At 74.0% G+C, this 25,625-nt stretch carries 17 protein-coding genes; 7 read left to right on the top strand and 10 right to left on the bottom strand.

The window, feature by feature from the left end; translation table 11 throughout:
- Positions 1-88: 88 nt before the first annotated feature.
- The gene (locus FB454_RS33755; RefSeq protein ID WP_013284818.1) at positions 89-904 is read right to left on the bottom strand and encodes a hypothetical protein; all 816 of its coding nucleotides are present in this window, start codon (positions 902-904) and stop codon (positions 89-91) included.
- Positions 905-991: 87 nt separating this feature from the next.
- Positions 992-2,521, bottom strand: coding sequence for a trypsin-like peptidase domain-containing protein (locus tag FB454_RS33750; protein ID WP_145754634.1), 1,530 nt, complete (start codon positions 2,519-2,521; stop codon positions 992-994).
- 232 nt (positions 2,522-2,753) lie between these two features.
- Between FB454_RS33750 and FB454_RS33745 the strand changes: the two genes are divergently transcribed.
- From FB454_RS33745 to FB454_RS33730, 4 genes are all read left to right on the top strand, one after another.
- Positions 2,754-4,073, top strand: coding sequence for a ribonuclease D (locus FB454_RS33745; RefSeq protein WP_030274529.1), 1,320 nt, complete (start codon positions 2,754-2,756; stop codon positions 4,071-4,073).
- A 103-nt stretch (positions 4,074-4,176) separates the two neighbouring features.
- Positions 4,177-5,373 (top strand): thiolase family protein, encoded by a 1,197-nt coding sequence (locus FB454_RS33740; protein WP_013284815.1) that lies wholly within the window; start codon positions 4,177-4,179, stop codon positions 5,371-5,373.
- Positions 5,370-7,433, top strand: coding sequence for a 3-hydroxyacyl-CoA dehydrogenase NAD-binding domain-containing protein (locus tag FB454_RS33735; protein ID WP_071096232.1), 2,064 nt, complete (start codon positions 5,370-5,372; stop codon positions 7,431-7,433). Before FB454_RS33740 ends, FB454_RS33735 begins: the two co-directional genes overlap by 4 nt.
- A 188-nt stretch (positions 7,434-7,621) precedes the next feature.
- Entirely contained in the window at positions 7,622-8,395 is a 774-nt protein-coding gene (locus FB454_RS33730) for a hypothetical protein (RefSeq protein WP_013474522.1), read from the top strand.
- 57 nt (positions 8,396-8,452) lie between these two features.
- On the opposite strand, the gene FB454_RS33725 is transcribed toward FB454_RS33730, so the two are convergent.
- The 4 genes from FB454_RS33725 to FB454_RS33710 all read right to left on the bottom strand — a co-directional run bounded on the left by FB454_RS33725 (position 8,453) and on the right by FB454_RS33710 (position 13,671).
- Positions 8,453-8,839, bottom strand: coding sequence for a VOC family protein (locus FB454_RS33725; RefSeq protein ID WP_145754637.1), 387 nt, complete (start codon positions 8,837-8,839; stop codon positions 8,453-8,455).
- A gap of 245 nt (positions 8,840-9,084) precedes the next feature.
- Positions 9,085-11,634: a malectin domain-containing carbohydrate-binding protein gene (locus FB454_RS33720; RefSeq protein WP_013284811.1), complete on the bottom strand. Its 2,550-nt coding sequence runs from the start codon at positions 11,632-11,634 to the stop codon at positions 9,085-9,087.
- A 205-nt stretch (positions 11,635-11,839) separates the two neighbouring features.
- Entirely contained in the window at positions 11,840-13,006 is a 1,167-nt protein-coding gene (locus FB454_RS33715; RefSeq protein ID WP_369752115.1) for a sensor histidine kinase, read from the bottom strand.
- On the bottom strand, positions 13,003-13,671 hold the full coding sequence (locus tag FB454_RS33710; protein WP_013284809.1) for a response regulator transcription factor: 669 nt from the start codon (positions 13,669-13,671) through the stop codon (positions 13,003-13,005). The genes FB454_RS33715 and FB454_RS33710 overlap by 4 nt, the downstream gene beginning before the upstream one ends.
- A gap of 469 nt (positions 13,672-14,140) precedes the next feature.
- Between FB454_RS33710 and FB454_RS33705 the strand changes: the two genes are divergently transcribed.
- Positions 14,141-15,484 carry a peptidase C39 family protein gene (locus tag FB454_RS33705; RefSeq protein ID WP_486485497.1) on the top strand — a complete coding sequence of 448 codons (1,344 nt, stop codon included), beginning with the start codon at positions 14,141-14,143 and terminating at the stop codon, positions 15,482-15,484.
- Here FB454_RS33705 and FB454_RS33700 read toward each other — a convergent pair whose 3' ends face one another.
- On the bottom strand, positions 15,485-16,777 hold the full coding sequence (locus FB454_RS33700) for an outer membrane protein assembly factor BamB family protein (RefSeq protein ID WP_145824206.1): 1,293 nt from the start codon (positions 16,775-16,777) through the stop codon (positions 15,485-15,487).
- Entirely contained in the window at positions 16,774-18,036 is a 1,263-nt protein-coding gene (locus FB454_RS33695) for an outer membrane protein assembly factor BamB family protein (protein ID WP_486485496.1), read from the bottom strand. Before FB454_RS33695 ends, FB454_RS33700 begins: the two co-directional genes overlap by 4 nt.
- Positions 18,037-18,120: 84 nt before the next feature.
- Between FB454_RS33695 and FB454_RS33690 the strand changes: the two genes are divergently transcribed.
- Positions 18,121-19,989 carry a DUF6311 domain-containing protein gene (locus tag FB454_RS33690; protein WP_041799190.1) on the top strand — a complete coding sequence of 623 codons (1,869 nt, stop codon included), beginning with the start codon at positions 18,121-18,123 and terminating at the stop codon, positions 19,987-19,989.
- A 13-nt stretch (positions 19,990-20,002) separates the two neighbouring features.
- Here the strand turns inward: FB454_RS33690 and FB454_RS33685 are convergent, their stop codons facing one another.
- Positions 20,003-21,787, bottom strand: a complete 1,785-nt coding sequence (locus FB454_RS33685) for a DUF6311 domain-containing protein (RefSeq protein WP_091329542.1) — start codon at positions 21,785-21,787, stop codon at positions 20,003-20,005.
- Positions 21,745-23,571, bottom strand: a complete 1,827-nt coding sequence (locus tag FB454_RS33680; RefSeq protein ID WP_369752243.1) for a DUF6311 domain-containing protein — start codon at positions 23,569-23,571, stop codon at positions 21,745-21,747. Before FB454_RS33680 ends, FB454_RS33685 begins: the two co-directional genes overlap by 43 nt.
- A gap of 249 nt (positions 23,572-23,820) precedes the next feature.
- Here FB454_RS33680 and FB454_RS33675 point away from each other — a divergent pair, with 249 nt between their 5' ends.
- A complete protein-coding gene (locus FB454_RS33675; RefSeq protein WP_030274547.1) occupies positions 23,821-25,011 on the top strand; it encodes a hypothetical protein in 1,191 nt (396 codons plus the stop codon).
- The last annotated feature ends 614 nt before the right edge of the window (positions 25,012-25,625 follow it).

Genomic DNA, 25,625 nt, shown 5'->3' with positions numbered 1-25,625 from the left:
ACAAGCCGACGAATCCCCTAGAAGACACCCAAGGTCAGTCAGAGGGTGAGTCAGACCGGCCGGGTGACCCGCTCCCACATCATCACTGTCAGAGGTAGTTCTCGGCCTCGTCGCAGATCTTGTCCAGGCCCTTGCTGGCCGCCTCGAAGGCGGCCCGGTCGCCGCGCGACGCCGCCGCCATGGCCGTGGTCAGCTTGTCCAGGCAGTTCGCGATGACCTTCTTCTGCCGGGCCTGCTCGTCCCGGTCGTTCTTGGTGCCGGTCAGGTCCTGCTGGGTGTCCGACAGCCGCTCCTGGACCGCCTTCAGCTCACCCTTGAGCTTCTCCATCTCCTGCTGGTTCGCCGAGATCGTGCCGTCCCGCTGGCTGACCGTCTGCCGGGACTTGTCCAGCTCGCCGTTCGTGGAGACGTACAGGAACGTCATCACGCCGCCGAAGACGAACAGCAGCGCGGCGACGAGGCCGAGCACCAGCGCCGCCCACTTCCTGCCGCCGCCGGTGGCCGGCGGGGCACCCACCGGGCCGTACGGGCCGGGCGGCCCGGACATCGGCGGCGGCCCGAAGCCGGGGCCGGACACCGGCGGAGCCGACGCGGGCGGGACCGACATCGGCTGCGCGTAGCCGGGGGCGGAGACCGGCGGGACGGAGACCGGCGGCGCCGACATCGGCTGCGCCGGCGGGGGCACCGGGGCGGCGCCGGGCGCGTATCCCGGCTGTCCCGGCGTGGCGGGCTGGTATCCGCCGTACCCGGGGGCGCCGTCGGACACGGTGGGCTGGTGCAGCGTCGGCGCTGGCTGGTTCGGGTCGTACTGCTGGGGCGCGGGCCGGCTGCCGTACGGGTTGCCGTAGACCGTGCCCCCCGGCGCCGGGGGCGGGTTGTCGCCCCCGGCCGGTGGGTAGGACATGTCGTTCCTCCAGATGTGCTGGTCCCCCGCGGGGTGGCCCGATGGGCCGGGGTCGATGCGGTGCGGCCGGGCCGGTGCGGCCACCGGTCAGCAGAGCCGGAACCGGTCGCAGGCGGTCTTGATCGGCACCGCGAGCCCGATGCCCTCGGCGTTGCGGGCCTTGGCCGTGGCGATGCCGACGACCTCCTTCGAGCCGTTGATCACCGGACCGCCGGAGTTGCCCGGGTTGATCGGCGCGTCGAACTGGATCACCGGGCCGCCGCCGCGCTCGTCCTCGCGGAACGCGCTGACCACGCCCGTGGTGACGCTGTCCTGCAACCCGAGCGGCGCGCCGACCACGATGATCTGCTGGCCCGACCGCACCGGGTCGCGGGCCGCGACCAGCCCGGTGAACTTGGCGGTGGTCTGCAGCTGCGCCAGGTCCTTGTCCTTGTCGGTGGCGATGATGGTCGCCTCGAACCGCTGGTCCTTGCGCTCCAGGAACACCTTGCGCTCACCCGCGGTGAAGACCGACTCGACCACGTGGAAGTTCGTCAGCAGCGTGGTGCCGCCGCCGGACGGGGCCTTGCCGACGGCGAACGCCGTACCGGTGAACTGCCCGGCCCGCACCCGGAACACGCTCGGCAGCACCGCGCTGGCCACCGCCTCCGGGTTGAAGGCCGCGCCGGCCTTCTTCTCCAGGCTGCCGGCGCGCTGCTCCAGGCCGTCGAGCCGGCTGGCGTCCGTGCCCTGCCCCTCGGCCATCCGCTTGTCGGCGGCGGCGAGCCGGTCGTCGAGCCGGTAGATCTGGTACGCCTGCACGCCGGTGACCACCGTCAGCACGGCGGCAAGGGCCAGCGCCACCACCGCCACCCGGCTGCGCCGCGCCGGCTGCGCGCCGAAGCCGGCCGGGCCGCCGACGAGGGCCGCCTGACCGGGGTACGCGGAACCGGGCTGGGACGGCGCCGACACCGGCTGCCCCGGGTAGGCGGGCGCGGACACCGGCTGGCCGGGGTACGACGGGCCGCTGCCGGACGGGCCCGGATACGACGGTGCGGCGGGCGCCCGGTCCGGGTACGACGACGAGCCCGGCCCGCCCGGATAGGACGGTGACGCGGAGACCGGCTGGCCCGGATACGCCGGTGACGCGGCCGGCTGGCCCGGGTACGCCGGGGCGGCGGACCGGGAGGTCTGTGCCGGTACGGCGCCGAAGGACGACGGCTGGGCCGGCGCGGAGCCGTAGGACGGCTGGGCCGGCGCGGAGCCGTAGGACGGCTGGCCAGGTGCGGAGCCGTAGGACGACCGGCCCGGCTCGGACGGCGTGGTGCCGTAGGACGGCTGGCCCGGCTGGGCCGTGGCGGGCGGGGTCGCGACGCCGGACGGGGCCGCGTAGGGCGTCGGCTGCGGCGTGCCGGCCGGGTCCGGGAGACCCGGGTAGCCGGCGGGCGGCTGGACGGCGGCCCGCGCCGGGTAGCCGGGGGTGCCGGCCCACTCGGATCCACCGGGGAACGATCCCGGCACCGGGGCCGAACCGGCGGGCGGGGCGAAGCGCGGCGGCAGCGGCCCCGGCCGGTCGGCTGCCGTGTCGCCGCCGCCGTGCCCCGGCACGTCGTCGCCGGTTCCGTACCCGCCTGTCATGCTCGACCGTCCTCCCCGTCGGCTTCGCCGACGCCCCCCGACCCGCTGCGGCACCCGTACGCCGTTCGCGGCTCGATGGACCGTACCGGCGGGAACGGGCTTTGTCTTCCCCCTTGTCCGACCCTCTCACGGCCCCGCAACCCGCACCTTTCCGGTCACCTGACGGCCATCGCGCCGACACGCGCCGGACCGGCTGCGCACACCGGATCGTCCGGCCTACTAGGGTTGTCAGGTGACCGACGAACCACCCCTGCGCCGTCGGGCCGCCGAAAGCCGTACCGGGGAGGCGTCCGCCCAGCCGACGTCGGCCCTGCCGGAGCCGGCGGACGCGGGGTCCGAGACCGAACCGGGCGCGGCCGTCCCCCTGACCGCGCCGCGCGACGGCACGCCCGCCCCGGTGGCCACACCTGCCGAGTTGGACGAGGTCGTGGCCCGCTTCGCGGCCGGCACCGGCCCGGTGGCCCTCGATGCCGAACGCGCCTCCGGCTACCGCTACAGCCAGCGCGCCTACCTGGTGCAGCTGCGCCGCGGCGGCGCCGGCACCGCGCTCATCGACCCGCTGCCGCTGCCCGACCTGTCCGCCCTGGACGCGGTGATCGCCGAGACCGAGTGGGTGCTGCACGCGGCCAGCCAGGATCTCGCCTGCCTGGCCGAGGTGGGGCTGCGCCCGCGCCGGTTGTTCGACACCGAACTGGCCGCCCGGCTGGCCGGTTTCGAGCGGGTCGGCCTGGCCGCGCTGACCGAACAGCTGCTCGGGTTCAGCCTGGAGAAGCACCACTCCGCCGCCGACTGGTCGAGCCGGCCGCTGCCGGAGTCCTGGCTGACGTACGCGGCGCTCGACGTCGAACTGCTCGTCGACCTGCGCGACTCGCTGGACGAGGAGTTGCAGCGGCAGGGCAAGTCGGGCTGGGCGGCGGAGGAGTTCGACGCGCTGGTGCGCAACGGCGCCTCGCCGCGCGTCCGCGCCGAGCCGTGGCGGCGCACGTCCGGCATCCACCGGGTACGCGGCGCGCGGGCCCAGGCCCGGGTGCGTTCCCTCTGGTACGCGCGGGACCAGATCGCCTCCCGCCGGGACGCCGCGCCGGGCCGGGTACTGCCCGACTCGGCCATCGTGGCCGCCGCCGAGCTGGACCCGAAGGACGAGAAGACGCTGCTCACGCTCCCCGGGTTCGGTGGGCGGTCGGTGCGCCGGCTGGCGCGTACCTGGCTGGCGGCGCTGGACGACGCGCGCCAGTTGCCGGACGACGCGCTGCCGGTGAGCCCGGCGGTGGAGGGTCCGCCTCCGCCGCACCGGTGGGCCGAACGCGACCCGGTGGCGGCCGGGCGGCTGGCCCGGGCCCGGGAGGTGGTGGTCGGCACCGCCGGGGCGCACCGGCTGCCGGCGGAGAACCTGATCGCGCCGGACTCGATCCGCCGGCTGGCGTGGCAGCCGCCAGCGGAGATCACCGACGAGACGGTCGCGGAGACGCTGCGCGGGTTCGGTGCCCGGGAGTGGCAGATCGGGCTGCTCCTGCCCGCGCTGACGGAGGCGTTGCACACCCCGCAGCAGTGACGGCCGCGGCCGGGGTGTGAGGTGGGCCACGCGGGGTGTGGTGCCACGTCTGGTTACTGGCGAGTAGCATCCGGGGAAATGCCCGTGCCGAGGGAGGCTCCAAGTGCCCCGTGAAGTCCGGGATGTCGTCTTCGTCGACGGCGTCCGTACCCCGTTCGGCAAGGCGGGTGGGATGTACGCCAACACCCGCGCCGACGATCTGGTGATCCGCTGCATCCGCGAGCTGATGCGCCGCAACCCGCAACTTCCGCCGGAAAAGGTGGAGGAGGTGGCCATCGCCGCCACCACCCAGATCGGTGACCAGGGCCTGACCATCGGCCGCACCGCCGCCCTGCTGGCCGGCCTGCCCAAGACCGTGCCCGGCTTCGCCATCGACCGGATGTGCGCCGGCGCGATGACCGCCGTCACCACCGTGGCCAGCGGCATCGCCGTGGGCGCGTACGACGTGGCCATCGCCGGCGGCGTCGAGCACATGGGCCGCCACCCGATGGGCGAGGGCGTCGACCCCAACCCGCGCATCGTCGCGGAGAAGCTCGTCGACCCGTCCGCCCTGGTGATGGGCTCCACCGCGGAGAACCTGCACGACCGCGTCCCGCACATCACCAAGGAGCGCACCGACGCGTTCGCGCTGGCCTCGCAGCAGAAGACCGCGAAGGCGTACGCCAACGGCAAGCTCCAGGGCGACCTGGTGCCGGTGGCGGTCCGCGACCCGGAGGCAGGCTGGGGCCTGGCCACAGTGGACGAGGCGCCCCGCGACACCTCGATGGAGAAGCTGGCCGGCCTGAAGACCCCGTTCCGGCCGCACGGCAAGGTCACCGCCGGTAACGCGGCCGGCCTGAACGACGGCGCCACCGCCGCGCTGCTGGTGGCCGAGGACACCGCCCGCGAGCTGGGCCTGCCGGTCGGCATGCGCCTGGTGTCGTTCGGCTTCGTCGGCGTCGAGCCCGAGGTGATGGGCGTCGGCCCGATCCCGTCGACCGAGAAGGCGCTGCGGATCGCCGGCCTGAGCATCGACGACATCGGCCTGTTCGAGCTGAACGAGGCGTTCGCGGTGCAGGTGCTCGCCTTCCTCGACCACTTCGGCATCGCCGACGACGACCCGCGGGTCAACCCGTGGGGCGGCGCGATCGCCATCGGTCACCCGCTCGCGTCCTCCGGCGTCCGGCTGATGACCCAGCTCGCCCGCCAGTTCGCCGAGCACCCCGAGGTCCGCTACGGCCTCACCGCCATGTGCATCGGCATCGGCATGGGCGGCACCGTGATCTGGGAGAACCCGCACTGGGAGGGTGGAGACAAGTGAGCCTCGCCGCACCGAACGAGGTCGTCACCAAGGCGCTGCTGCGCCAGGTGGCCGTACCCGGGCTGGACCGGCCCGCCGCCCTCATCACCCTGGACAACGGCTTCGACCACACCAAGCCCAACACCTTCGGCCCGGCCGGCCTGACCAGCCTGGACGAGGCGATCACCGCCGCGCTGGCGGCGGAGCCGGCGTTCATCGCGGTCACCGGCAAGCCGTACATCTTCTGCGTGGGCGCGGACATCACCAGCCTGCCGGCCCTGGAGAACCGCGAGCAGGCGCTGGAGATCGGCCGGCTGGGCCACCGGGTCTTCGCCCGGCTCAAGGACAGCGGCGTCCCCACCTTCGCGTTCGTCAACGGCGCGGCGATGGGCGGCGGCCTGGAGCTGGCGCTGCACTGCCACTACCGGACCCTGTCGGCGGGCGCGGCGGCCCTGGCGCTGCCCGAGGTCTCGCTCGGCCTCATCCCCGGCTGGGGCGGTACGCAGCTGCTGCCGAACCTGATCGGCATCCCGGCCGCGACGCAGGTGATCATCCAGAACCCGCTGATGCAGAACAAGATGCTCAAGCCGAAGCAGGCTGCCGAGATGGGCATCGCGGACGTGCTGCTGGAGCCGGCCGACTTCCTGGAGCGGTCGCTGGAGTGGGCCGCCGGCGTGGTCCGGGGCGAGGTCACCGTGACCCGTCCCGAGGTCGACAAGGACATGTGGGCGGGCGTGCTCTACTTCGCCCGGCAGACCCTCGACCAGCGGCTGCACGGCGCGGTCCCGTCCGCGTACAAGGCGCTGGACCTGCTGGAGACGGCGAAGGACGCCGACTTCGCCACCGGCACCGCGGCGGAGGACGAGGCCCTCGCGGACCTGGTCTTCTCCGAGGAGCTGCGCAGCGGCCTGTACGCCTTCGACCTGGTGCAGCGGCGGGCCAAGCGCCCGGCCGGCGCGCCGGACAAGGGCCTGGCCCGTCCGGTCACCAAGGTGGGCATCGTCGGCGCCGGCCTGATGGCCAGCCAGCTCGCGCTGCTGTTCGCCCGGCGTCTTCAGGTGCCGGTCGTGATGACCGACCTGGATCAGTCCCGCGTGGACAAGGGCGTCGGCTACGTGCACACCCAGATCGAGAAGGCCGTCAGCAAGGGCCGGATGGACAAGGGCACCGCGGCCAAGCTGTACGGCTTGGTCAGCGGCTCGGTCGACAAGTCCGTCTTCGCCGACGCCGACTTCGTCATCGAGGCCGTGTTCGAGGACCTGGGCGTCAAGAAGCAGGTCTGGGCCGAGCTGGAGAAGATCGTCAAGCCGGAGGCGGTGCTCGCCACCAACACCAGCTCGCTGTCCATCACCGAGATGGCCGCCGAGCTGGAGCACCCGGAGCGGGTGGTCGGCTTCCACTTCTTCAACCCGGTCGCGGTGCTGCCGCTGCTGGAGATCGTCCGCGGCGAGCGGACCGACGACGCCACGCTGGCCACCGCGTTCGCGGTCGGCAAGCAGCTCAGGAAGTCGTCGGTGCTGGTGAAGGACGCTCCGGCGTTCGTGGTGAACCGGCTGCTGACCCGCTTCCTCGGCACCGTGTTCGCCGCCGTCGACCAGGGCACCCCGCTGGACGTGGCGAACAGCGCGCTGGACCCGCTGGGTCTGCCGATGCGTCCGCTGGCGCTGCTCCAGCTCGTCGGGCCGGCCGTGGCGTACCACGTCGGCGGCACCCTGCACGAGGCGTTCCCGGACCGGTTCGGCGTCAGCGAGAACCTCAAGCGGATCGCCGACTCGGGCCAGCCGATCGTGGTCGACGACCAGATCAACGACGAGGTGGCGAAGCTGCTCGTGGTCGGCGACGAGCCGCTCACCGCCGAGCAGGTCCGGCAGAACGCGCTGGACGCGCTGGCGCAGGAGATCCGGCTCATGCTCGACGAGGGCGTCGTCGCCGAGGCGCAGGACATCGACCTGTGCATGATCCTCGGCGCCGGCTGGCCGTTCCACCTGGGCGGCGTCACGCCGTACCTGGACCGGACCGGCACCTCCGAGCGGGTGACCGGCAAGCGGTTCCTGCCGCACGGCGTGGCAAGCCTGCGCTGAGGCGACCGCAACGCATCGATCGCGGTGGTCGGGCTGTCCGTTCCGGACGGCCCGGCCACCGCGATCGGCGTCTGCGGCCCAGGTCACGGGTAGGTCGCGGTTTGGCGTCGCCGCCCTTGTGCGGACAGCGGGCTGTCGGTGGTGCTGGCTACCATCACGCGTCCAGTTTTCTCACAGGAGCTGCCTACATGTCCCAGCCGCCGTCCAGTCCCTACTCCGGCAACTACCCCTCCCCCCAGCAACAGCCCGGTGGCTACCAGCCGCCGCAGCAGCCGCAGTACGGCGGTGACTACCCGCAGGCTCCCCAGCAGCAGTACGGCGGCGACTACCCGCCGCAGCAGCCGCAGTACGGTGGCCAGCTCGGTGCGCCGGTCCCGCCGAAGAAGTCCGGCGTCGGCAAGGTCCTGCTGATCGTCCTCGCGGTGGTCCTGGTGCTCTGCGTCGGCGGCGGTGTCGCCGCCTACTTCGCCACGAAGGACACCGTCAACGAGGTGGTCACCGCCACCAAGACGCGGGTGGTCGAGCCGCAGACGCTCGGCGGCCGGGCCAAGGTCACCGACCCGCAGCTGCAGACCGCCGCGGCGCAGATGAAGTCCGAGCTCAGCAAGGACGTGCCGGACGCGACCAGCACCGTCGGCGCCTTCTACGGCGACCCGGCCAAGAAGGACCTGGTCATGATCGTCGCGGTGTCCGGCGTGATGGCGGACCCGAAGAAGGAGCTGGCCGACGCCACCGCGGCGGTCACCCCGGACCTGGCCACCAAGGACTTCAAGACTGTCGACGCGGGCCCGCTGGGCGGCGACGCCAAGTGCTCCGACGGCAAGGCGTCGGACGTGCCGGTGGCCGTCTGCATCTGGGCCGACCGGGGCAGCCTCGGCATGGTGGTCGTCTACTTCAAGTCCGCGGCCGAACTCCAGTCGGAGTTCGTGACGATGCGCGGCGAGATCGAGAAGCAGGACTGACACCCGTCACGCACCGGGCCCCCGCCGTGACGGCGGGGGCCCGGTGTCGTTTCCGGATCAGGCGGACACGGCCCGTTCGGCAGAGCTCCGGCAGACGCAGAACTCGTTGCCCTCGGGGTCGGCGAGCACCACCCAGCCGGTTCCGTCCGGGCGGCGCCGGTCGGCCACCAGCGCGGCGCCGAGCTCGCGCAGCCGCGCCACCTCCTCGTCCCGGGTGCCCTCGGCCGGGTGCAGGTCGAGGTGGAACGCGCCCTTGCCGTGCCGCTCGTCCACCCGAACGAACAGCAGGTCGGGGCCGTGCCCGTCGGGTGCGGCGAGGACCGCCTCCGGGTCGCCCGGGTGGTCGTCGTCGGCGAGCCGGCGGTCGAGCACGCGTGCCCACCAGCCGGCCAGGGCGTACGGGTCGTCGGTTTCGACTGTCACGCAGTGGATCTGTGCACTCACTATGCTTCCTCCTGTGGGGAGCGCGCCCCGGCGGAGTGGGAACGTCAGCGGGGAACGCGGGGCGCGGGACGGTTCACGACGGACATCGACCACACCCCCTTCCACCTCTCGGGCTGACCGGTTGATCATTCCACCGCCCGCACCGCGCACACAACCCCGCTCGTGCAAGGAAGGGCCCCTTGTTAACAGCGAGGTGTTAACAAGGGGCCCTTCCTCTACCGCAGGCGTTAAGAAGGGGCCCTTCCTTACGGGCCGACGAAGACCGCCTTCGCGCGCCAGTCGACGCCGTCGACCGCCGGGCCGCTGCGCACCGTGAACGTCCCCGACGGAGCGCCGTTCACCCAGTCGACGGCGGACAGGTCACCGGTGCTCCGGTTCACCTTGTAGAGCGTGGAGCCGGCCACGAAGACGGCGCCCGCGTCGGAGAACCCGCTCGCCCCGGCCACCGAGAACCGGTCGGCGCCGACCACGCCGCTGTCCGGCGTGAACCAGCGCCAGAACAGGCCGTTCTGCCCGGTCAGCGTGTAGTAGAGCCGACCGCCGGTGTAGAACATGCCGGTCACGTTCGGGATCTCGGCGTAGAAGCCGGTGGTCGCGCCGACGTACGTCTGCCCCTCCGGACCCGAGTTGGTCACCACGGTGTCCCAGTACGGGTCGTGGTACGGGTCCACCAGCTCGGGCGTGCCGAACGTGGTGCCGTCGAACGTACGCCGCCACAGCGCGCCGCCGGTGCCGTAGAACAGCGTCCCGCCGACCCAGAACGCGTTGCGCGTGGCGGACCACGCGGTCTCGTCCGGGTTCGCCACCGGAGCGGGCGCGCCGACGCCGGTCAGCCCGTCGTACGAGCGGACCTGCACCTCCTCACCGGTGCCGGCCGGCGGAGGCCCGGTCTTGACGATCTCGACGGCGTCGACGAGCGGGTTCTCCTTGACGTGGCGGAACTCGATGTCGACGGTGCCGTCGCTGGTCACCGTGAACTCCCGCATGGTGCCCACGTTGTGCCCGACGCTGGCGGACAGGTCCAGGTCGTCGAGGACGACCGCGCCGTCCAGCGCCACGTCGAAGACGCGCGTGTTGGGCGCGGAGGTGCCGTCGTACCGGTTGGCCAGGTAGAGCCGCACGTGCACCTCGGTGCCGGCGGGCACCGGGAACTGCCAGAGCATCTCCGCGCCGCCGGCCGGGTCGTACCGCTCGTCGCTGTAGAGCGCGGCCGGGGTGCCGGCCGGCACCGTCGCGTCCAGGCTGCCGACCGTGTTGAAGCTGGAGGTCGAGCTGCCGGTGTTGTGGTACGGGCTGGGGCTGGAGCCGGTGTCGGCCGCCCAGTCCGGTCCGCCGTCGGCGGCGGCGACCACCGGGCCGCCGGCGTTCACCCGGTACAGCACGTTGGTCGGCTTCGGCAGGCCGGCCTGGTACACGTTGCCGGGCAGCGTCGCCGTGGTGGTCGGGTGCGGTGCCTTGCCACCGGCGAGCGGGAAGAACGCGATCCGCTCCCGGCGGTACTGGAAGTTGCCGATCCAGAGTGTGTCGCCGCCGACCCAGAGGCCGCTCGGGGTCACGAGCATCTCGGAGGCGCCGATGCCGCGCGGGTGCCGGCCCGGGTTCCAGGACAGCGGCAGGCCGTTGGCGGGGTCGAGCGCGGCGATGCTGGCCCGGCCGACCGCGCCGGCCCGGGCGTTGTCGGTTCCCGTGCTGTTGTTGAGCCAGCGGAGGTGGCCGCCGACGTAGACCGCCTGCTCGCTGATGCCGACGGACAGGAACGTGTCGCCGCCGCTGTAGTCGACCCAGGTCGGCTGGAGGCTGCTGCCGGTCGCGCCGGCCTCCCAGCGGGCCGCGGTGTCGCAGAGCGTCCCGCCGTACGGGGCGCCGGTGGTGACCACCACGAAGTAGCTGTTGTCCGGGGAGAACGCGACGTCGCGGACGTACGAGTCGAACGACTGCCACTTGCAGCGCGGCGTGTAGCGGGCCGTGTTCCAGTCCGCGACGGTGGCGGCGGTGGCGCCCAGGTCGATCTTGACGATCTGGTCGTGCAGGACCCCGTCGGCCTTCTTGAAGTTGCCGATGACGACGAGCTGCGTGCCGTCCGGGGAGACGGCGAGCTTCTCCGCGCCCACGCCGGCCTTGGCGCCGCTGACGCCGTCCCAGTTGTGGTTCTCGGTCAGCGCCGTGGTGAGGTAGCTGTCGACCGCGCCGGTGGTGGCGTTGAGCGACGCGAGCCCGCCGCGCGGGTTGGGGTTGCCGGCCGTGGTGAAGATGCCGCCGACCAGCAGCCGGTCGCCGACGAGCGCGATGTCCTTGATCAGACCGTTGAACGCCGGCGGCGTGAAGCTGGTGACGACGGCACCGGTGGCGACGTCGAGCAGGGCCACCTTGCGCCGGGTCACGCCGTTGACGGTGTTGAACTTGCCGGCGACGAAGACCGTGCCCGCTGTGGGACCGGCGACGACCGCCGTCACCTCGTTGTCGAGCGTGGGCGCGAACGCGGTGTCCACCTGCCCGGTGGCCTTGTCGAAGGCGAGCAGGTAGTCGCGGGGGATGTCGACGTCGGAGTTGCGGTTCTGCACCCGGGTGAAGGAGCCGCCCGCGATGATCTTCGTACCGGCGTCGTGGATCGCGTCGACCGAGCCGTCCTGGACGTCGGGCGAGGCGGTGGAGGGGACGGTGTGGACCACTTTGTCGTGGCCGGGCGCGGCGACGGCTGCCGCGGGCGTGGCCGGCGAGAGGCCGGCGACGGTGAGGGCGCCGGCGGTGAGGACCGCGAGAAGACGGCGGCGGCGCGGGGCCGAGGGGTGGGTCACGGGCAGCTCCGGTGGGTGAGCAGGGTGAGGCGTCGCTGCGCTTACTCTCCGTTGATCCCCGGCTCCGCGTCCAGCGGGAGCGGCGCATTCTGCCCGACCACCGTGCCGCCGGGGGCCGACCACCGTCGGGTCCGGCCGGGACAGCCGAGGCCGGCCGCACGAAAAGGTGAGGCCGCCTCACCGGCCGGACGGGCCGGGTCGGCGGTCAGGTGGCCGCCGCCGGGTCGGCCGACGGAAGCGTGACTGTCACCTCGAGGCCGCCGCCGGGCTGGGCGACCGCCTTCACCGTGCCGCCGTGCGCGTCGCTGACGGCCCGCACGATCGACAGGCCGAGACCGGAGCCGCGCGCGCCGGTGCGTTCCTGGCCGCCGCGCCGGAACGGCTCGAACAGCCCGGGTACGTCGGCCGGGGCGACCTCGAAGCCGGTGTTCCCCACGACCAGCCAGGACCGTTCCCCGTCGGTGCCGGTGCGTATCCAGATCCGGCCGTGCAGGTGGTTGTAGCGGACCGCGTTCTCCACCAGGTTGCCGGCGAGCCGGTCGAGCAGGCCGGGGTCGCCGACCACCGGCGCCGGGCGCAGCGAGGTGTGCACCTTCAGGCCGATGCGCTCCACCTCCCGGGAGACCGCGGAGAGGGCGTTGGCGGTGCCGATGGCGAGATCCGACTCGGCGCGCCGGCCCAGCCGCCGGCCGGTCTGCGCCTCGCTGCGCGCCAGCACCAGCAGCGCGTCGACCAGGCCGTTGGCGCGTTCGGAGGCGTCGCGCACCACGCCGGCCATGCGGCGGTACTCGGCGAGGTCGGCGTCGTCGTCGCTGAGCGTCACGTCGATTTCGGTACGCATCACCGCCAGCGGCGTCCGCAGCTCGTGCGAGGCGTTCGCGACGAACCGTTTCTGCGCCTCGAAGGCGCCGCTGATCCGGTCGAGCATGGCGTCGAACGTCTCGGCCAGCTCGGCCACCTCGTCGTCGGCGCCGGACCAGCCGATCCGCTCGTCGAGCGTGGCCTCACCGAGCCGGCGGGCGGTGGCGGTGACCTGGTGCAGCGGGCGCAGCGCCCGGCCGGCCACCAGGTACGCCCCGGCCACACCGACCACGCTGATCGCCACCAGCGCGAGCAGACCCTTGACCAGCAGTTCCTGTGACGCGGCGTCCACCAGTTGCCGCTGCCACTGCCCGGCGTCGAGCGTGCGCCCGTCCGTGAGCACCACAGTGGTGCCCGGTAGCAGCTCGTCGGTGGGGCGCAGCGCGTCGCGGACCAGCAGCCAGGCCAGCAGCACCAGGATCGCCCCCGCGCCGACCAGCAGCACGCCGTTGAGCAGGGTCAGCCGCAGCCGCAGCGTCGGCCGCACCCGGCGGGCGCTCCGCGCGCTCACTGCCGTACCCCGCCGATGCGGTAGCCCGCGCCCACGACGGTGTCGATGAGGGGCGGGTCGCCGAGCTTCTTGCGCAGTGTCATCACGGTGACGCGGACGATCGTGGTGAACGGGTCGGTGTTGGCGTCCCAGACCCGCTCCAGCAGCTCCTCGCTGGACACCACCGCGCCGCGCGCCTTGAGCAGCTCGGCGAGCACGCCGAACTCCTTGTTGGTGAGGTCGAGCGGCACGCCGCCCCGGCTCACCACCCGGCGGGCCGGGTCGAGCACCAGATCGGCCACCTCCAGCACCGGCGGCGCGGCCGGGGTGGCGCGGCGGCCGAGCGCCTGCACCCGGGCCACCAGCTCGTCGAACGCGAACGGCTTGGCCAGGTAGTCGTCGGCGCCGAGCTGCAACCCCTCGACCCGGTCGGCGACCGTGACGCTGGCGGTCAGCATCAGCACCCGGGTCAGCGCGCCGGAGGCGGCCAGGTCGGCGCAGATCCGGTCGCCGTGCACGCCGGGCAGGTCGCGGTCCAGGATCACCACGTCGTAGCGGGTGACGAACGCCGCCTCGTGCCCGGCGTCGCCGTCGTAGGCGACGTCGACAGCCATCCCGCGCTTGCGCAGCCCGCGCGCGATCGCGTCGGCGAGGTTGCGCTCGTCCTCGACCACCAGTACCCGCATCCCGGCCTCCCACCTCGTGACCCCTGACAACCTAGTGCGGCAGGCAAAACCCGCCGCCGGAGGAGCCGACCCCCGAGACGCCCGCCGACGAGCGCACCGCCGGGGAGCGCGGGTGGTGCGCTCGGGCCACCTAGCCGCGCCTGGAGCCCTGAGTGGTGACTCTTCGTAACGCTGACGCCTCTTCATTAGTGCGTCACGCACCGTGATGGCCGCTCACCCGGCCAAACCGGACAGCCGGCGAGCCGAATCTCCTTGACCAGGCGAAACGGCGAAGCGGTCCCCGGCGGCGGAGATACCCCTCCGCGCCCTTTGCTCTGCAGCCTCATGCGCAGCGGTAGCCATACGTCACGGATGCGTCGGTGGCTGCAGAGCAAAGGGCACGCGGGGGACCATGCCGCTGATGCGCTGCGGCTACGGTCGGTGACAGCACGGCGGGAGGGCTGGCCGCGTGCGGCGGCACGGTCCGCCGTTGCAGAAAACCTTCGGGTACGCGATGCTCGGCGGCGATGATCGACAAGCGCAGCAGGCACAGGTCACGGCCGCGCCGGGCGGGTTCCCGATGAGCGGCCGCGACATCGCGTACCGCCGGTTCCGCTTCCCGGCGGACCGGGACCGGGGTCGTGCGGACGGGCTGCGCGCCGGGCCGGACGGCCTGACGCTCGACGGCTCGGCCGGCCGGGTCACGCACACCGATCCGCACTCCGGGACCACGGCCGGGTACGCCGCCGGCACCTGGACCTCCCCCGTGACGGCCGTCGGCTTCACCGTCACCGAACTGGTGCCCTCATGGACCGCAGACACCCCGCCCGGCTGCTGGCTGCGGGTCGAAATGCGCGGCTGGGCCGACGGCACGGCCGCCACCGGCTGGTACGAGCTGGGCCACTGGGCCGCCGACGACAGCGCCGTGCACCGCGCCTCAGTACCCGGGCAGGAGGACGACCGGGCGCGGGTCGCCGCCGACACGCTGCGGGTGACCGGCGCGACGGTGACCGGCTGGCAGGTCCGGGTGACCCTGCTCCGACGGCTCGACGCGGCCGCCGGCCCGGTGCTGCGCACCGTGGGCGTGGTCGCCTCGACCGACCCGCCCGGCGGCGCGGAGGCCGCCCCCGCGGAGGCCGCCCCCGCGGAGGCCGGCCACGCGGAGGCCGGCGGCGCGGAGGCCGCCCGCGCGGAGGCCGGCAGCGCTGAGGCCGGCGACGCGTGGGGGCGCGTGCTGGACGTGCCGCGCTACGCGCAGCGGCTGCACGCCGCCGGGGAGACCCGCTGGGGTGGCGGCGGCGACTCCTGGTGCAGCCCCACCTGCGTGTCGATGGTGCTCGACTTCTGGGGCACCGGACCCACAGCGGACCGGTACGCCTGGGTGGCGCCGCCCGGCCCGCGTCCGCAGGTGGTGCACGCCGCCCGGCACTGCTACGACCACGCCTTCGGCGGGCCGGGCAACTGGCCGTTCAACACGGCGTACGCGGCGACGCACGGGGTGGACGCCTTCGTCACCCGGCTGCGCTCGCTGGCCGAGGCGGAACGGTTCGTGGCCGCCGGCATCCCGCTGATCGTCTCGGCCGCGTTCACCGCCGGTCAGGTGCCCGGACTGGACTACGACACCCGGGGACACCTCATGGTGCTGGCCGGCTTCACCGCCGAGGGCGACCCGGTGCTCAACGACCCGTACGCCCCGGACGACGAGCGGGTCCGCCGCACCGTGCCGCGCGGGCCGTTCGAGAGCGCCTGGCAGGCGGGCAGCGGCGGGATCGCGTACGTGCTGCGGCCCGAGTCGACGCCGCTGCCGCCGCCTCCGGCGCAGGCCAACTGGTGATCAGCGGCCGACCGGCCAGATCGCCATGCCTCCGGTCGGTCGCAGGCACACCAGTTCCGTACCCGTGTCCGCGCACTCGGACCAGGCGCCGGGCAGGATCCCCCGGATCCGTACCTGCCCGGCCGCCACGTCGAGCGCGCCGACGAGCGTCCGGTCCTCGGTGAGCGTGCGCAGCCCTAGTAGCGGCCCGGACGGGAGGTCGTTGCCGGAGACGCGCCAGCGTCCCAGCCGGGCCAGCACGCGGCCGGTCGGCGGGTCGAGCGCCGACAGCTCCAGTTCCTCCCCGACCCCGCGCTCGGCGGCGATCAGCCGGTCGCCTACCGGGCCCATCCCCAGCCAGCGCTCGTCCGACCAGGCCGGACGGCCGGTGGCCGGGTCGAGGGCCTGCGCACCGCCCACCTGGTCGCGCAGGCACACCATCCCGGCACAGTCGGCGAACCAGAGCCCGGCGCGGGAGCCGACCGGCAGGCTCCATCGCTCGTCGAGCCGGTCCAGCCCGTACCCGGTGACCGTGCCCCGGGCGTCCTCGACCAGCAGGAGGTCGGCCACCACCTGCGCGTACCGGTAGGCGGCGCGATCGGCTGCGGGCGCCACCCGCCCGGTGTGCGCGACCGCGCCGGAGTCCGCGTCGTAAACGGTCACCCGGCCCTGCGCGGTGACCAGCACGAGCTGCGTCACCCCGTGGTCGTCGCGGCGGTATCCCACCTCCTGGCCCGGCACGGGCAGCGTCCACCGCACCTCGCCGGAGGCCGGGTCCACGGCCCGCACGGTGCCCGCACCTGGTGGGCGGGGGTTCTCCAGCAGCAGCCCGCCCGATGCGGTCCGGACCGGGTAGCCGGGATGCCGCCAGCGCAGCGTGCCGGTGGCCGGGTCGAGCATGGCCGACACGGAGTCGCCGTCCCCGGCCGGGCTGCTCGTCACCAGCAGTCCCCCGGCCACGGCGGTGAGGCCGAGCACGTGGTCCCCGTCGGTCAGCGCGAACCGCCACACCGGTTCCCCACCGGGCAGCCGGTACGCGGCGACCACCCGCCCACCCCGCCCGATCGCGCCCGGGCCGTCGGCCACCACCACCCGATCCGGCAGGACCACGAACGCCGCGCCCTGCGGGGCGGGCACCCGGATCGGCTCGGGCCGTCGCGACGGCCCGGCGGCGGCTGTGACCACGAGCAGCACCAGGCACCCGAGCACTGCCACCCGCGCCGTGCGGCCCGGCGGCCGGCGGGGCGGTGCGTCGGCCGGGTCGTCGGCGGACTCGCCGTGCCGCATCTCCCCCAGCTCGATCACCGGGCTCACGTCAGCCGCCGCACCATGTAGTCGCCGCCGGGCCGGCGGCAGACCAGAAGCGTCATGCCGGTGGTGCAGTCGGTGCCGGTGAGCGTGCCCCGGATCGTGGGCGGATCGCCGGACAGGCCCACCTCGGCCAGGAGCCGGCGGCCGGCGCCCAGCGGCCGTGTCGCCAGCAGCGGGCCGCCCGACTCGTGCTGCGGGACCAGTGTCCAGCCGCCCAGGTCGGCGATCAGCCGCCCGTCGTCCTGGTCGAGCACCGCCAGGCCGTCGTCGATGTCGGTCTCGGGGACGCCGACGAGCAGCCGGCCGCCGCGCGCCGCCGCCACGCTCGCCCACCGGTCCACGCTCCAGCGCACGGCGCCGGTCGCCGGGTCGAGCGCGGTCATCCCGCCGGCCGGCCCGACGGCGCAGAGCAGGGCGCCGCAGCTCTCGACGTGGCCGACGAGTTTCCGCGCGACGGTCCAGCGCGGCCGGAGCGTGTCCAGGTCGTACGCCTCGATGGCCCCGTCGCCGTCGCGGAACTCCAGCAGCAGTCCGCGGGCGAGCTGCAACCGGCGCGGGCCGGGCCGTCGTACCGGGTCCAGATCGCGGGCCACCAGCCGCGCGCCGGTGCGCGCGTCCACGACCACCGTCTGCCCGGTCGCCGGGGACAACACCATGCGTACCGGCCCGGTCGGTTCGACGTCGAAACCCAGCGCGCCCGTCATCGGCGCCGTCCACACCGTACGGCCGTCGGCCGGGTCCACCTCCATGATCGACGTACTGGTGTCGGATGTGGCCGACTGCATCAGCAGCACCCGGCCAACAGCGAACGCGATTCCGGGCCGGCGCCAGACGTCCGCGCCGGTGGCCGCGTCGTACGTCACCGTCTGCCAGTCCGTGTCGTCGACGCTCCGGCCGGCCACGATCACCCGGCCGTCCTGCTCCCACACCGACACGGCGGTGCCCACGCCGGGCAGCGGGCTGCGCCACCGCTCCCGGTCGCCCCGGTACGCGAGGAGTTCCCGCCCGCTGACGGCTCCTGCGCGGTCCGGCCGCACCACGTACACCACGTCGCCGGAGACGAACACGGCCGATCCCAGCCCGCCGGGCAGCGTCCACTCGACCGGGCCTCGCGGCGGCGTCGCGGCGGTGAGCGTGAGCAGCGCCACCAGCAGCACCACGAGAAGGCGGAACGGCCGTCCGACGGCACGCGGAGGGCGGGGCGCCGGGCCTGGCGGGGCGTCGTCGCGCAGCTCCCCCAGATCGATGACGGTCACGACCATCCTCTCCCGCGCGCCGAGCCGCCGCCCGACCGTGACCGGCCGTGTGACGAACCGCCTGTACGATGGCGCGTCGTGGCCGTGCCCGTGGTGGACCCCTCGTTGAACCCCTCGTCCGTCGAGGCGGACGCCGTCGTGGCCGACCCGCCACGCCGCGCCCGTCGCCGGCCGGCCCGCGCCGACGTGCTGGCCATCGGAGCCTATGTGCTCCTCGGCGTTCTCGTCTGCCTCAACTACTGGGGCGACGTCGAGCACCGGGTCTCCTCGCACCTGCCCACCGACCACAGCTGGTTCGAGTGGCTGTTCGCCCATGGCGCGTACTCGGTGCAGCACCTGGAGAACCCGCTGTTCACCACCCGGCAGAACGCGCCGGACGGGGTGAACATGATGGCGAACACCTCGCTGCTCGGGGTGACGCTGCCGCTGGCACCGCTGACGCTGCTGCTCGGCCCGCAGGTGATGTACGCGCTCTACCTGGGCGCCGCGCTGTCCGCGACCGCCGCCACGTCGTACTGGGTGCTGTCCCGGCACCTGGTCCGTTCCCGGGCCGCGGCGTTCGTGGGCGGCGCGTTCCTCGGTTTCGCGCCGGGCATCGTGCACCACGCCAACGGCCAGCCCAACTTCGTGTCGAACTTCCTGCTGCCGCTGATCGTGGCCCGGGTGCTGCGGCTGGGCGAGCCGGGCCGCTGGCGGCGCAACGGGCTGGCGCTCGGGCTGCTGGTGGCGTACCAGATCTTCATCAACGAGGAGATGCTGCTGCTGACCGCGCTGGCCTGCCTGGTCGTCGTGGTGGCGTACGCGGTGCAGCGGCCCCGCGCGACCCGCGAGCGGGCCGGGTCGTTCGTGGCCGCGCTCGGTCTCGGCGGCGGCCTGGCGCTGCTGCTGACGGCGTACCCGATCTGGTTCCAGTTCAACGGCCCGCAGTCCTACCGGGGCTTGCAGGGCGGCGTCTTCCACAACTGGGGCGAGGACCTGGTCGCCTTCGTCACGTTCGCCCGGGACACGATCGCCGGTGACGAGGCGGTGGAGAAGACCATCGGGCTGACCGAGCAGAACACCTGGTTCGGCTGGCCGCTGGTGCTGGTGGCGCTGGCCGCGCTGGTGCTGCTGGTCCGCCGGTCGGTGCCGGCCCGGATCCTGGCCGTGCTGGTGGTGGTCTTCACGATCGCCTCGATCGGTCCGGTCGTGCGGTTCAACGGCGTGGAGACCGACATCGACGGGCCGTGGGCGTACGTGCCGGACGATCTGCCGCTCGTCGAGATGATGATGCCGACCCGGTTGAGCCTGGTCGTGGTGGCCGCCGTGGGCGTACTGCTCGCCCTGGCGTGGGACACGCTGGCCGGTGCCGGCCGCCCGCCGGTACCCGCCCCCCGCTCCGGCGCCGACGACGGCGGGGACGACGACGGCGGGACGACCGCGCGCGACACGCGCCGCCGGGTGCTGCGCCTGGCCGGGTTCGTCGCCATCGCCGCCGCCGTGGTGCCGCTGATCCCGCGTCCGCTGCCGGCCGAGCGGATCGACCCGCCGCCGCACTTCATCACCGCGGGCGGCTGGCGGCCGTACGTGCCGGAGGGCCGCACGCTCGTGCCGGTGCCGATCCCCAGCAACGTGCACGGGCTGCACACGCTGCGCTGGAGCGCGCTGACCGGCCAGGAGTTCCCGGTCCCGGGCGGCTACTTCATCGGCCCGAACGAGCGCGGCGAGGGCGTGTTCGGCGCCCCGAACCGCCCCACCAGCACGCTCATCTACTCCACCATGGACGCCAACGAGGTGCCGGAGATCACCGAGGAGAACCGCCGCCAGGCCGTGGACGACCTGCGCTTCTGGCGGGCGTCGGTGGTGGTGCTCGGGGCCGGCCCGCGCGAGGCGGTGCTGCGCGACCTGATGGCCGAGTTGCTCGGCCCGCCGCAGCGGGTCGACGACGTGTGGATCTGGGACGTCCGCGACCGGGTGTGACCCCCGGTACCGGTCAGCCGACGAGCGGGCGGACGTCCCACAGGTACCCGCCGGGCACGTCCCGGCCGGGGCCGACCAGCGCGTCCACTGTGGCGCGGACCGGGTCGCCCGGTGACGAGTCGGCCTGCACGAGTGCCGCCGCCCGCCAGTGCCGCAGGTCGTCGACCGCCTGCCGGCGTTCCGTCTCGCCGACCGGCGGCACCCGGCCGGTCTCGGCGGCCCGGCGCAGCAGCAGCGACGTGGGCCGGTCCGGCGCGCCCCAGCGGGCCGCCGGGTCGGTGGCCGAGCGCGGGCCGATGAAGTAGCCGCCCGGCGCGTCGAACGCCAGCGCGGTGCGCGCCGACCAGAACATGGCGGGGCTGACCGCCGCCCCGGTCACCGGCGGCACCGGCACCAGCGTCCGGCCCGGCGGCACGTACTCCCGCCAGCCGCCGCCGGACACCACGGCCGGGACCGGCGGGACCGGCACCGCGCGGATCGGCGTCGGCGCCAGCGGCAGCAGCGCGGCGGCGACCGCGCCGGCCCACGGCGCCCAGGTGCGCACGCCGCCGCGCCGGACCCGGTCCAGCGCCAGCGCGAGCAGCACCCCGAGCACCGGTACGCAGACCAGCGCGAACCGCGCCGGCACCACCAGGTCCAGCAGCGGCACGCCGGCGAGCAGGCGGTACGGGCCGGGCAGCCCGGTGTCGTGCCGGTTCACCACCACCGGGGAACCGAGCGACAGCAGCGCGAACAGCAGGCCGCACGCGGCGAGCGCGCGCACCAGCGGCCGCCGCCACAGCCGCACCACCACGAGTACGGCCAGCAGCGGCAGGAACGGCCCGAGGAACGAGTTCTGCTCGGTCGGGTTCGGCGACAGCAGCCCGGCCCGGCGGGCGTCCCCGGCGACGCTCTGCCGGGCGGTGGTGACGAACGAGACCACGTCCAGCCGGTAGCCCTCGGTGTGGAACGGCATCCCCCGGTAGTGGCCCGGCCCGGCGAACTGGAACCACAGCGGGTACGCCAGCAGCACACCCGCCACCAGCGCGCCGACGCCCAGCCGCCGGGCCACCACGGGCGTCAGCCGGCGCGCGGCGGCCCGGTCGGCGAGCGCGTACGCCCCGGCGAACACCCCGGCGGCCAGCGCCAGGAAGACCAGCACCTCCTCGCCGAGGAACACCTGGTACGCGACTGCGAGCCCGAGCAGCACGCCGTCGCGCCGGACCCGGTCGGTGGCCGGGCGGAACACCAGCGCGAGGATCACCGGCACCAGGAACTGGGCGGCCATGTGCAGGTGCGCACCGGCCTGCGCCACCATGCCCGGGGCGAAGCCGCAGAACAGGCCGCCCACCGCGGCGGCGGCCCGGGAGCGGACCAGCCGGCGGGCGAGCAGCGCGTACCAGGCGGTGGCGGTCCCGGCGAGGCTGAGCGTCACGGCGACGAGGAAGGCCGCCTGGGAGCCGAAGACGACTGTGACCGGGGTGAGCGGCACGCCCAGCCCGAGCACCGACGTGTTCGCCATCAGGTTCACCCCGTCCGGGGCGTTCAGCGCGCCGCTCCACAGCGGGTTCTCGCCGCCGGTGACAGCGCGGGCGGCCCGGGCCAGCATCCACTCGAACAGCATCTGGTCGCCGGCCTGGTGGAACAGCCGTTCCGGCCGGCGCCACTGGCCGGTGGTGAGCAGCACGGCGAGACCGAGGTAGCCGGCCACCACCAGCACGTCGGCCGGGCGGGGCCGACGGCGGCGGGGCGCGGGGGCGGGGACCGCCGGTTCGGTCAGGCGGACCGGCTGGTCAGTTTCCGCACGTCCCACAGCCACACGTCCAGCTCCTGCCGTCCGGGGCCGACCAGCTGCTCCACGGTGCGGCGCAGCGGCTCGGCGTTCTGCTCGTCGCGCGGCAGCACCACCACCGCCGCGTTCCAGTGCCGCAGCTCGTCCAGGTAGCGGCGCCGCTGGCGGTCGTCCAGCTTCGGCGTACGGCCGGTGGACGATACCTCCCGCAGCATCTCGCCGATGCCGCTGGGGCGGCCGCCGAAGCGCCCGGGGTCGCCTGTGACGCCGTTGCGCGGCGCGAGGAAGTAGCCGCCGGGGATCTTGAAGTCGAGGTTGGTGCTGGCCGCCCAGCGCATCGGGTCGGTGTTGCCCATCGCGGGCACCGGCACTGACACGAGCGTCTGGTCCGGCCCGACGTACTTGCGCCACCTGTCGGCGGTGATGAACTCCGGCACCGGCTCCCGGGTGGTGACCTGCAACGGCATCGGCGCGATCGGCAGCAGCGCGAGGACCAGGCCCGCGGCGGTGAGCTTGCGGGCGGTACGCCGGTCCACGCCGCGCAGCGCCCAGGCGCGACGGACCGCGTACGCGAGCAGGATCGCCACCGTCACGCCGGTGATCAGGCCGAAGCGGGTCGGCACCACGGCGTCGAGCAGCGGCAGCCGTACCAGCAGCTCCCATGGGCCGGTGGCGATCTCCCGGTCCCACCAGGAGATCCGCTCGCCGAGGGAGAGCACGGCGAAGAACAGCCCGGTGGCGGCTAGCGCGCGGACGATCACGTCCCGCCGCAGCCACACCACGATTCCCACGACCAGCAGCGACAGGCTCCAGCCGAAGAACGCGTTCTCCTCCGAGTAGTTCGGCGCGAGGTTGACGTTGGCGCGTTCGTTGCCGCCGAACGTGGGCGAGCCGGGCGCGAAGAACGCGGCGATGTCGTTGCCGTAGTCGCGCACCGCGTCGCTGAGCCCGTGGTACGCCATCGGCCCGGCGAACTGCACCCACAGCGGGTACGCCAGCAGCGCCCCGGCCAGCGCCGCGCAGACCGCCAGCCCGGCGCCGAGCGGCCGCCACGCGGTCGTCCACCGCTCGCGCTGCTGCACCACCACGGCGATCAGGAACACGCCCAGGGCCAGCGCGGTGAAGAGGAGGATCTCCTCGTTGATGAACGCCTGCGCGGTGACCAGCAGCGCCAGCAGCACGCCGTCGCGTACCGGCCGGGCCGACCGGGTCAGCACCAGCACCCGCCACACGATGAACGGCAGCAGGAACTGGCTGATGATGTTCGGGTGCCAGTTGGCGTGCGACAGCATGGCCGGTGAGAACCCGCAGAACCAGGCCGCCACGGCGGCGGCCGGGCGGTGCCGGATCAGGTGCCGGGACAGCACCCGGTACCAGGCGGCAGCGGTGCCGGCCAGGCCGAGCGTGACCAGCGTGACGAAGGAGACCGCCGGTCCGAACAGGAGGGTCACCGGCACCATCGGGATGCCCAGCGCCAGGATGGCGGTGTTCGCCATCAGGTTGACGCCGTCGGGGTAGTTGAACTGCTCGGTGAAGAACGGGAACTCGCCGTGCAGCACCACCCGCACCGAGTGGGCGAGGAAGAACTGCACCTGCGCCGGATCGCTGCTGTAGAGCGCGGCGACCCGTCCGGCCGGGTCGACCCAGATGCCGCTGGTGACCCAGATCGCGGCGAGCAGGAATCCGCCGTACACGGTGAGGTCGATCCGCCGGCGCGTCCACCGCCACCGGCGCGCGCGCCGCGCGCCCGGCGTGGCCGGCGCCTCGGGTGTGGTCGGCGTGGTGGTCGCCGGCTCCGGCTCGGCGGTGATGGTGACCGACGGTGGGTCCAGGGTGACGGCGCGGTGGCCCGTCGGGGCGGCGGCGTCCGGCGTCGAGGCGCCGCGGGTCTCGGCAGGCGTCACAGTCGGCGGAGTCTACCGGAGCCGGATATTGGTACCCGAATCGCCCGTCACGTTCCGCAGTGGCCGATCGGCCGAAAGGGTGAGCCGGGCGCGGCCGGGTGACCGGTCGTCTCGTACCATGTGGGCTTCCGACCGACGACCGGCGAGGGGATCAGGGTGCTTTCAGCCCGCCGAGGCGCTACGACGGGCATCGCGCTGGCAGCTCTGCTGCTGGTCACGGCCGGTTGCGGGCCGGTCGCCGAACGGCAGCCGGCGGACCTGCGGGTCGGCTACGACAGCCTGGACGGCACCCTCGCGGTGTGGCCGCCGCGCGGCAGCCTGGCCCGCGACGCCGCGGCCACCGCCGCGATCACCACAGCGGTACGCGACTGGCGCTCCCCGGTGGACGACCGGGTGCACGTGCCCACGTCCGGCATCCTCTTCTCCGGTCAGGTCGCCGGGTCGGCGCTCGCGCTCGTCGCCGCCGACGTGCCCGGCGAGTCCGCCTCCTGGCTGCTGCAACTCGACCGGGACGGGCAGCGCTGGCGGGTCGTCCACGCCACCGAGTACACCGATCCCGGTTACCTGGTCTACTCCGACGTGCTGCCGGTGCGGGAGCCGTCCGGCCGCCGCTACCTCACCTCGGCCCGCGTCGAGCGCCTGACCGGACCCGACGGCAAGGTGCTCGGCACCACCGACGGCGTCACCGACCCGGTCGCCGTACCGGACTGCCGGGCCGTCGAAGTGACCGCGACGCTGCGGGCCACGCCGTCGCTGCCGCGCGGCCGGGCCGCGGACCGCGTCCTCGACCTGGGTACGGCCACCGAAGCGCCCCGCTACCCCCTGGTACGCGACGAGACGGGCGCCGGCAAGCGCGCGCTGACCGGATTGGACACCTGCGTGCTCGCCGGTGAGCGGGGCCCGTTCGGCAGCGTGCCGCGCCGCATCGGCGACCGCGAGGCACCCCGCTCCGCACCCGAGTCCTGGCCGATGGCGAAGATCGCGACGCGTTCGCTCGGCTCGGTGGCCCTCGGCGAGGGCGAGCCGGGCGAGTTGGAGCAGCTCAGCTGGGAGACGCCGGCCGGGACGATGACGGCCGTGGTCTACCGGCCCGCCGACGGTGGCACGCCGGTGGTCTCCCCCGCCGACCGGTCCACCACGCTCCAGGCGTACCACCTGCCGATGCCGGGCCGGCCGCTGGCGGTGCTGTCGTGGCGTACCCGGGACGCCTCGTTCTCCGCCCCGCCCGGCACGACCCGCCTGGTCGACCGTCCCGGCCTGGTGGTCGTCGAGCACACCGACCAGAGGCAGACGTTCAGCCTGGCCGGCACTGAGAAGACCTGGTACCGCTCCCTCCCCACCCCCTGACCCTCTCGTCCTCTCCCCTCCCTCACCGCACCCCGCCCCGCCTCGCGCGTTGGCCCGGTCCCGTCGATCATGAAGTTGACGGCGACAAACCGGACACCCCGCACGGCCAACCTCATGATCATCCACCGCTCCCACACCTCCAGCACGCCCAGCGCCAGTCCATCGTCCTCGAGGTGCCCTACGAACAGCGTGCAGCGCACCACCCACGCCTCGTCCCCACATCTCCGGGTCGACGTGGATGGAGCTGCGCGGTCGTCCGCGGATCCAGGTCGGAGGAGTGCGGCGGCCCCAGGGCCAGCACGCCGGCCAGGGCACCGTCCACGATGGCGCAGCGCACCCGCTTGTGCGCCGAGGTGACCGCCGCCGCCCAGCCCCGCCTCGCGTACCTCCACGACCCCTCCCTCGACCCCAGACATCCGGCGATCTTGCGATTGCGGCCCTCCCTGATCGGGCGAAGCCGACATCAGGAGGGCCGCAAGTGCAAGATCGACGCGGAAACCCGGCGCGGAGGGCGCGGGTTGGGGGGTGTCCCTATGGGTTTCGTCAAGCGGGGACGGGGCTGGTGGGGCGTGGTTGGTAGGGGATCTTGTCGCGGAGCATGGCGAACAGGACGT

Source organism: Micromonospora sp. CNZ297 (assembly GCF_007827625.1).
The sequence above is the reverse complement of the archived record's forward strand: the minus strand, read 5'-3'. Positions and strand labels throughout refer to the sequence as shown.

Excerpts from the sequence above, each read along its gene's own strand:
- FB454_RS33730 (WP_013474522.1), top strand. The coding sequence starts at position 7,622 with ATGTCCCAGCCGCCGTCCAGTCCCTACTCCGGCAACTACCCCTCCCCC.
- FB454_RS33755 (WP_013284818.1), bottom strand. The coding sequence starts at position 904 with ATGTCCTACCCACCGGCCGGGGGCGACAACCCGCCCCCGGCGCCGGGG.
- FB454_RS33695 (WP_486485496.1), bottom strand. The coding sequence starts at position 18,036 with ATGGTCGTGACCGTCATCGATCTGGGGGAGCTGCGCGACGACGCCCCG.
- FB454_RS33710 (WP_013284809.1), bottom strand. The coding sequence starts at position 13,671 with ATGCGGGTACTGGTGGTCGAGGACGAGCGCAACCTCGCCGACGCGATC.
- FB454_RS33750 (WP_145754634.1), bottom strand. The coding sequence starts at position 2,521 with ATGACAGGCGGGTACGGAACCGGCGACGACGTGCCGGGGCACGGCGGC.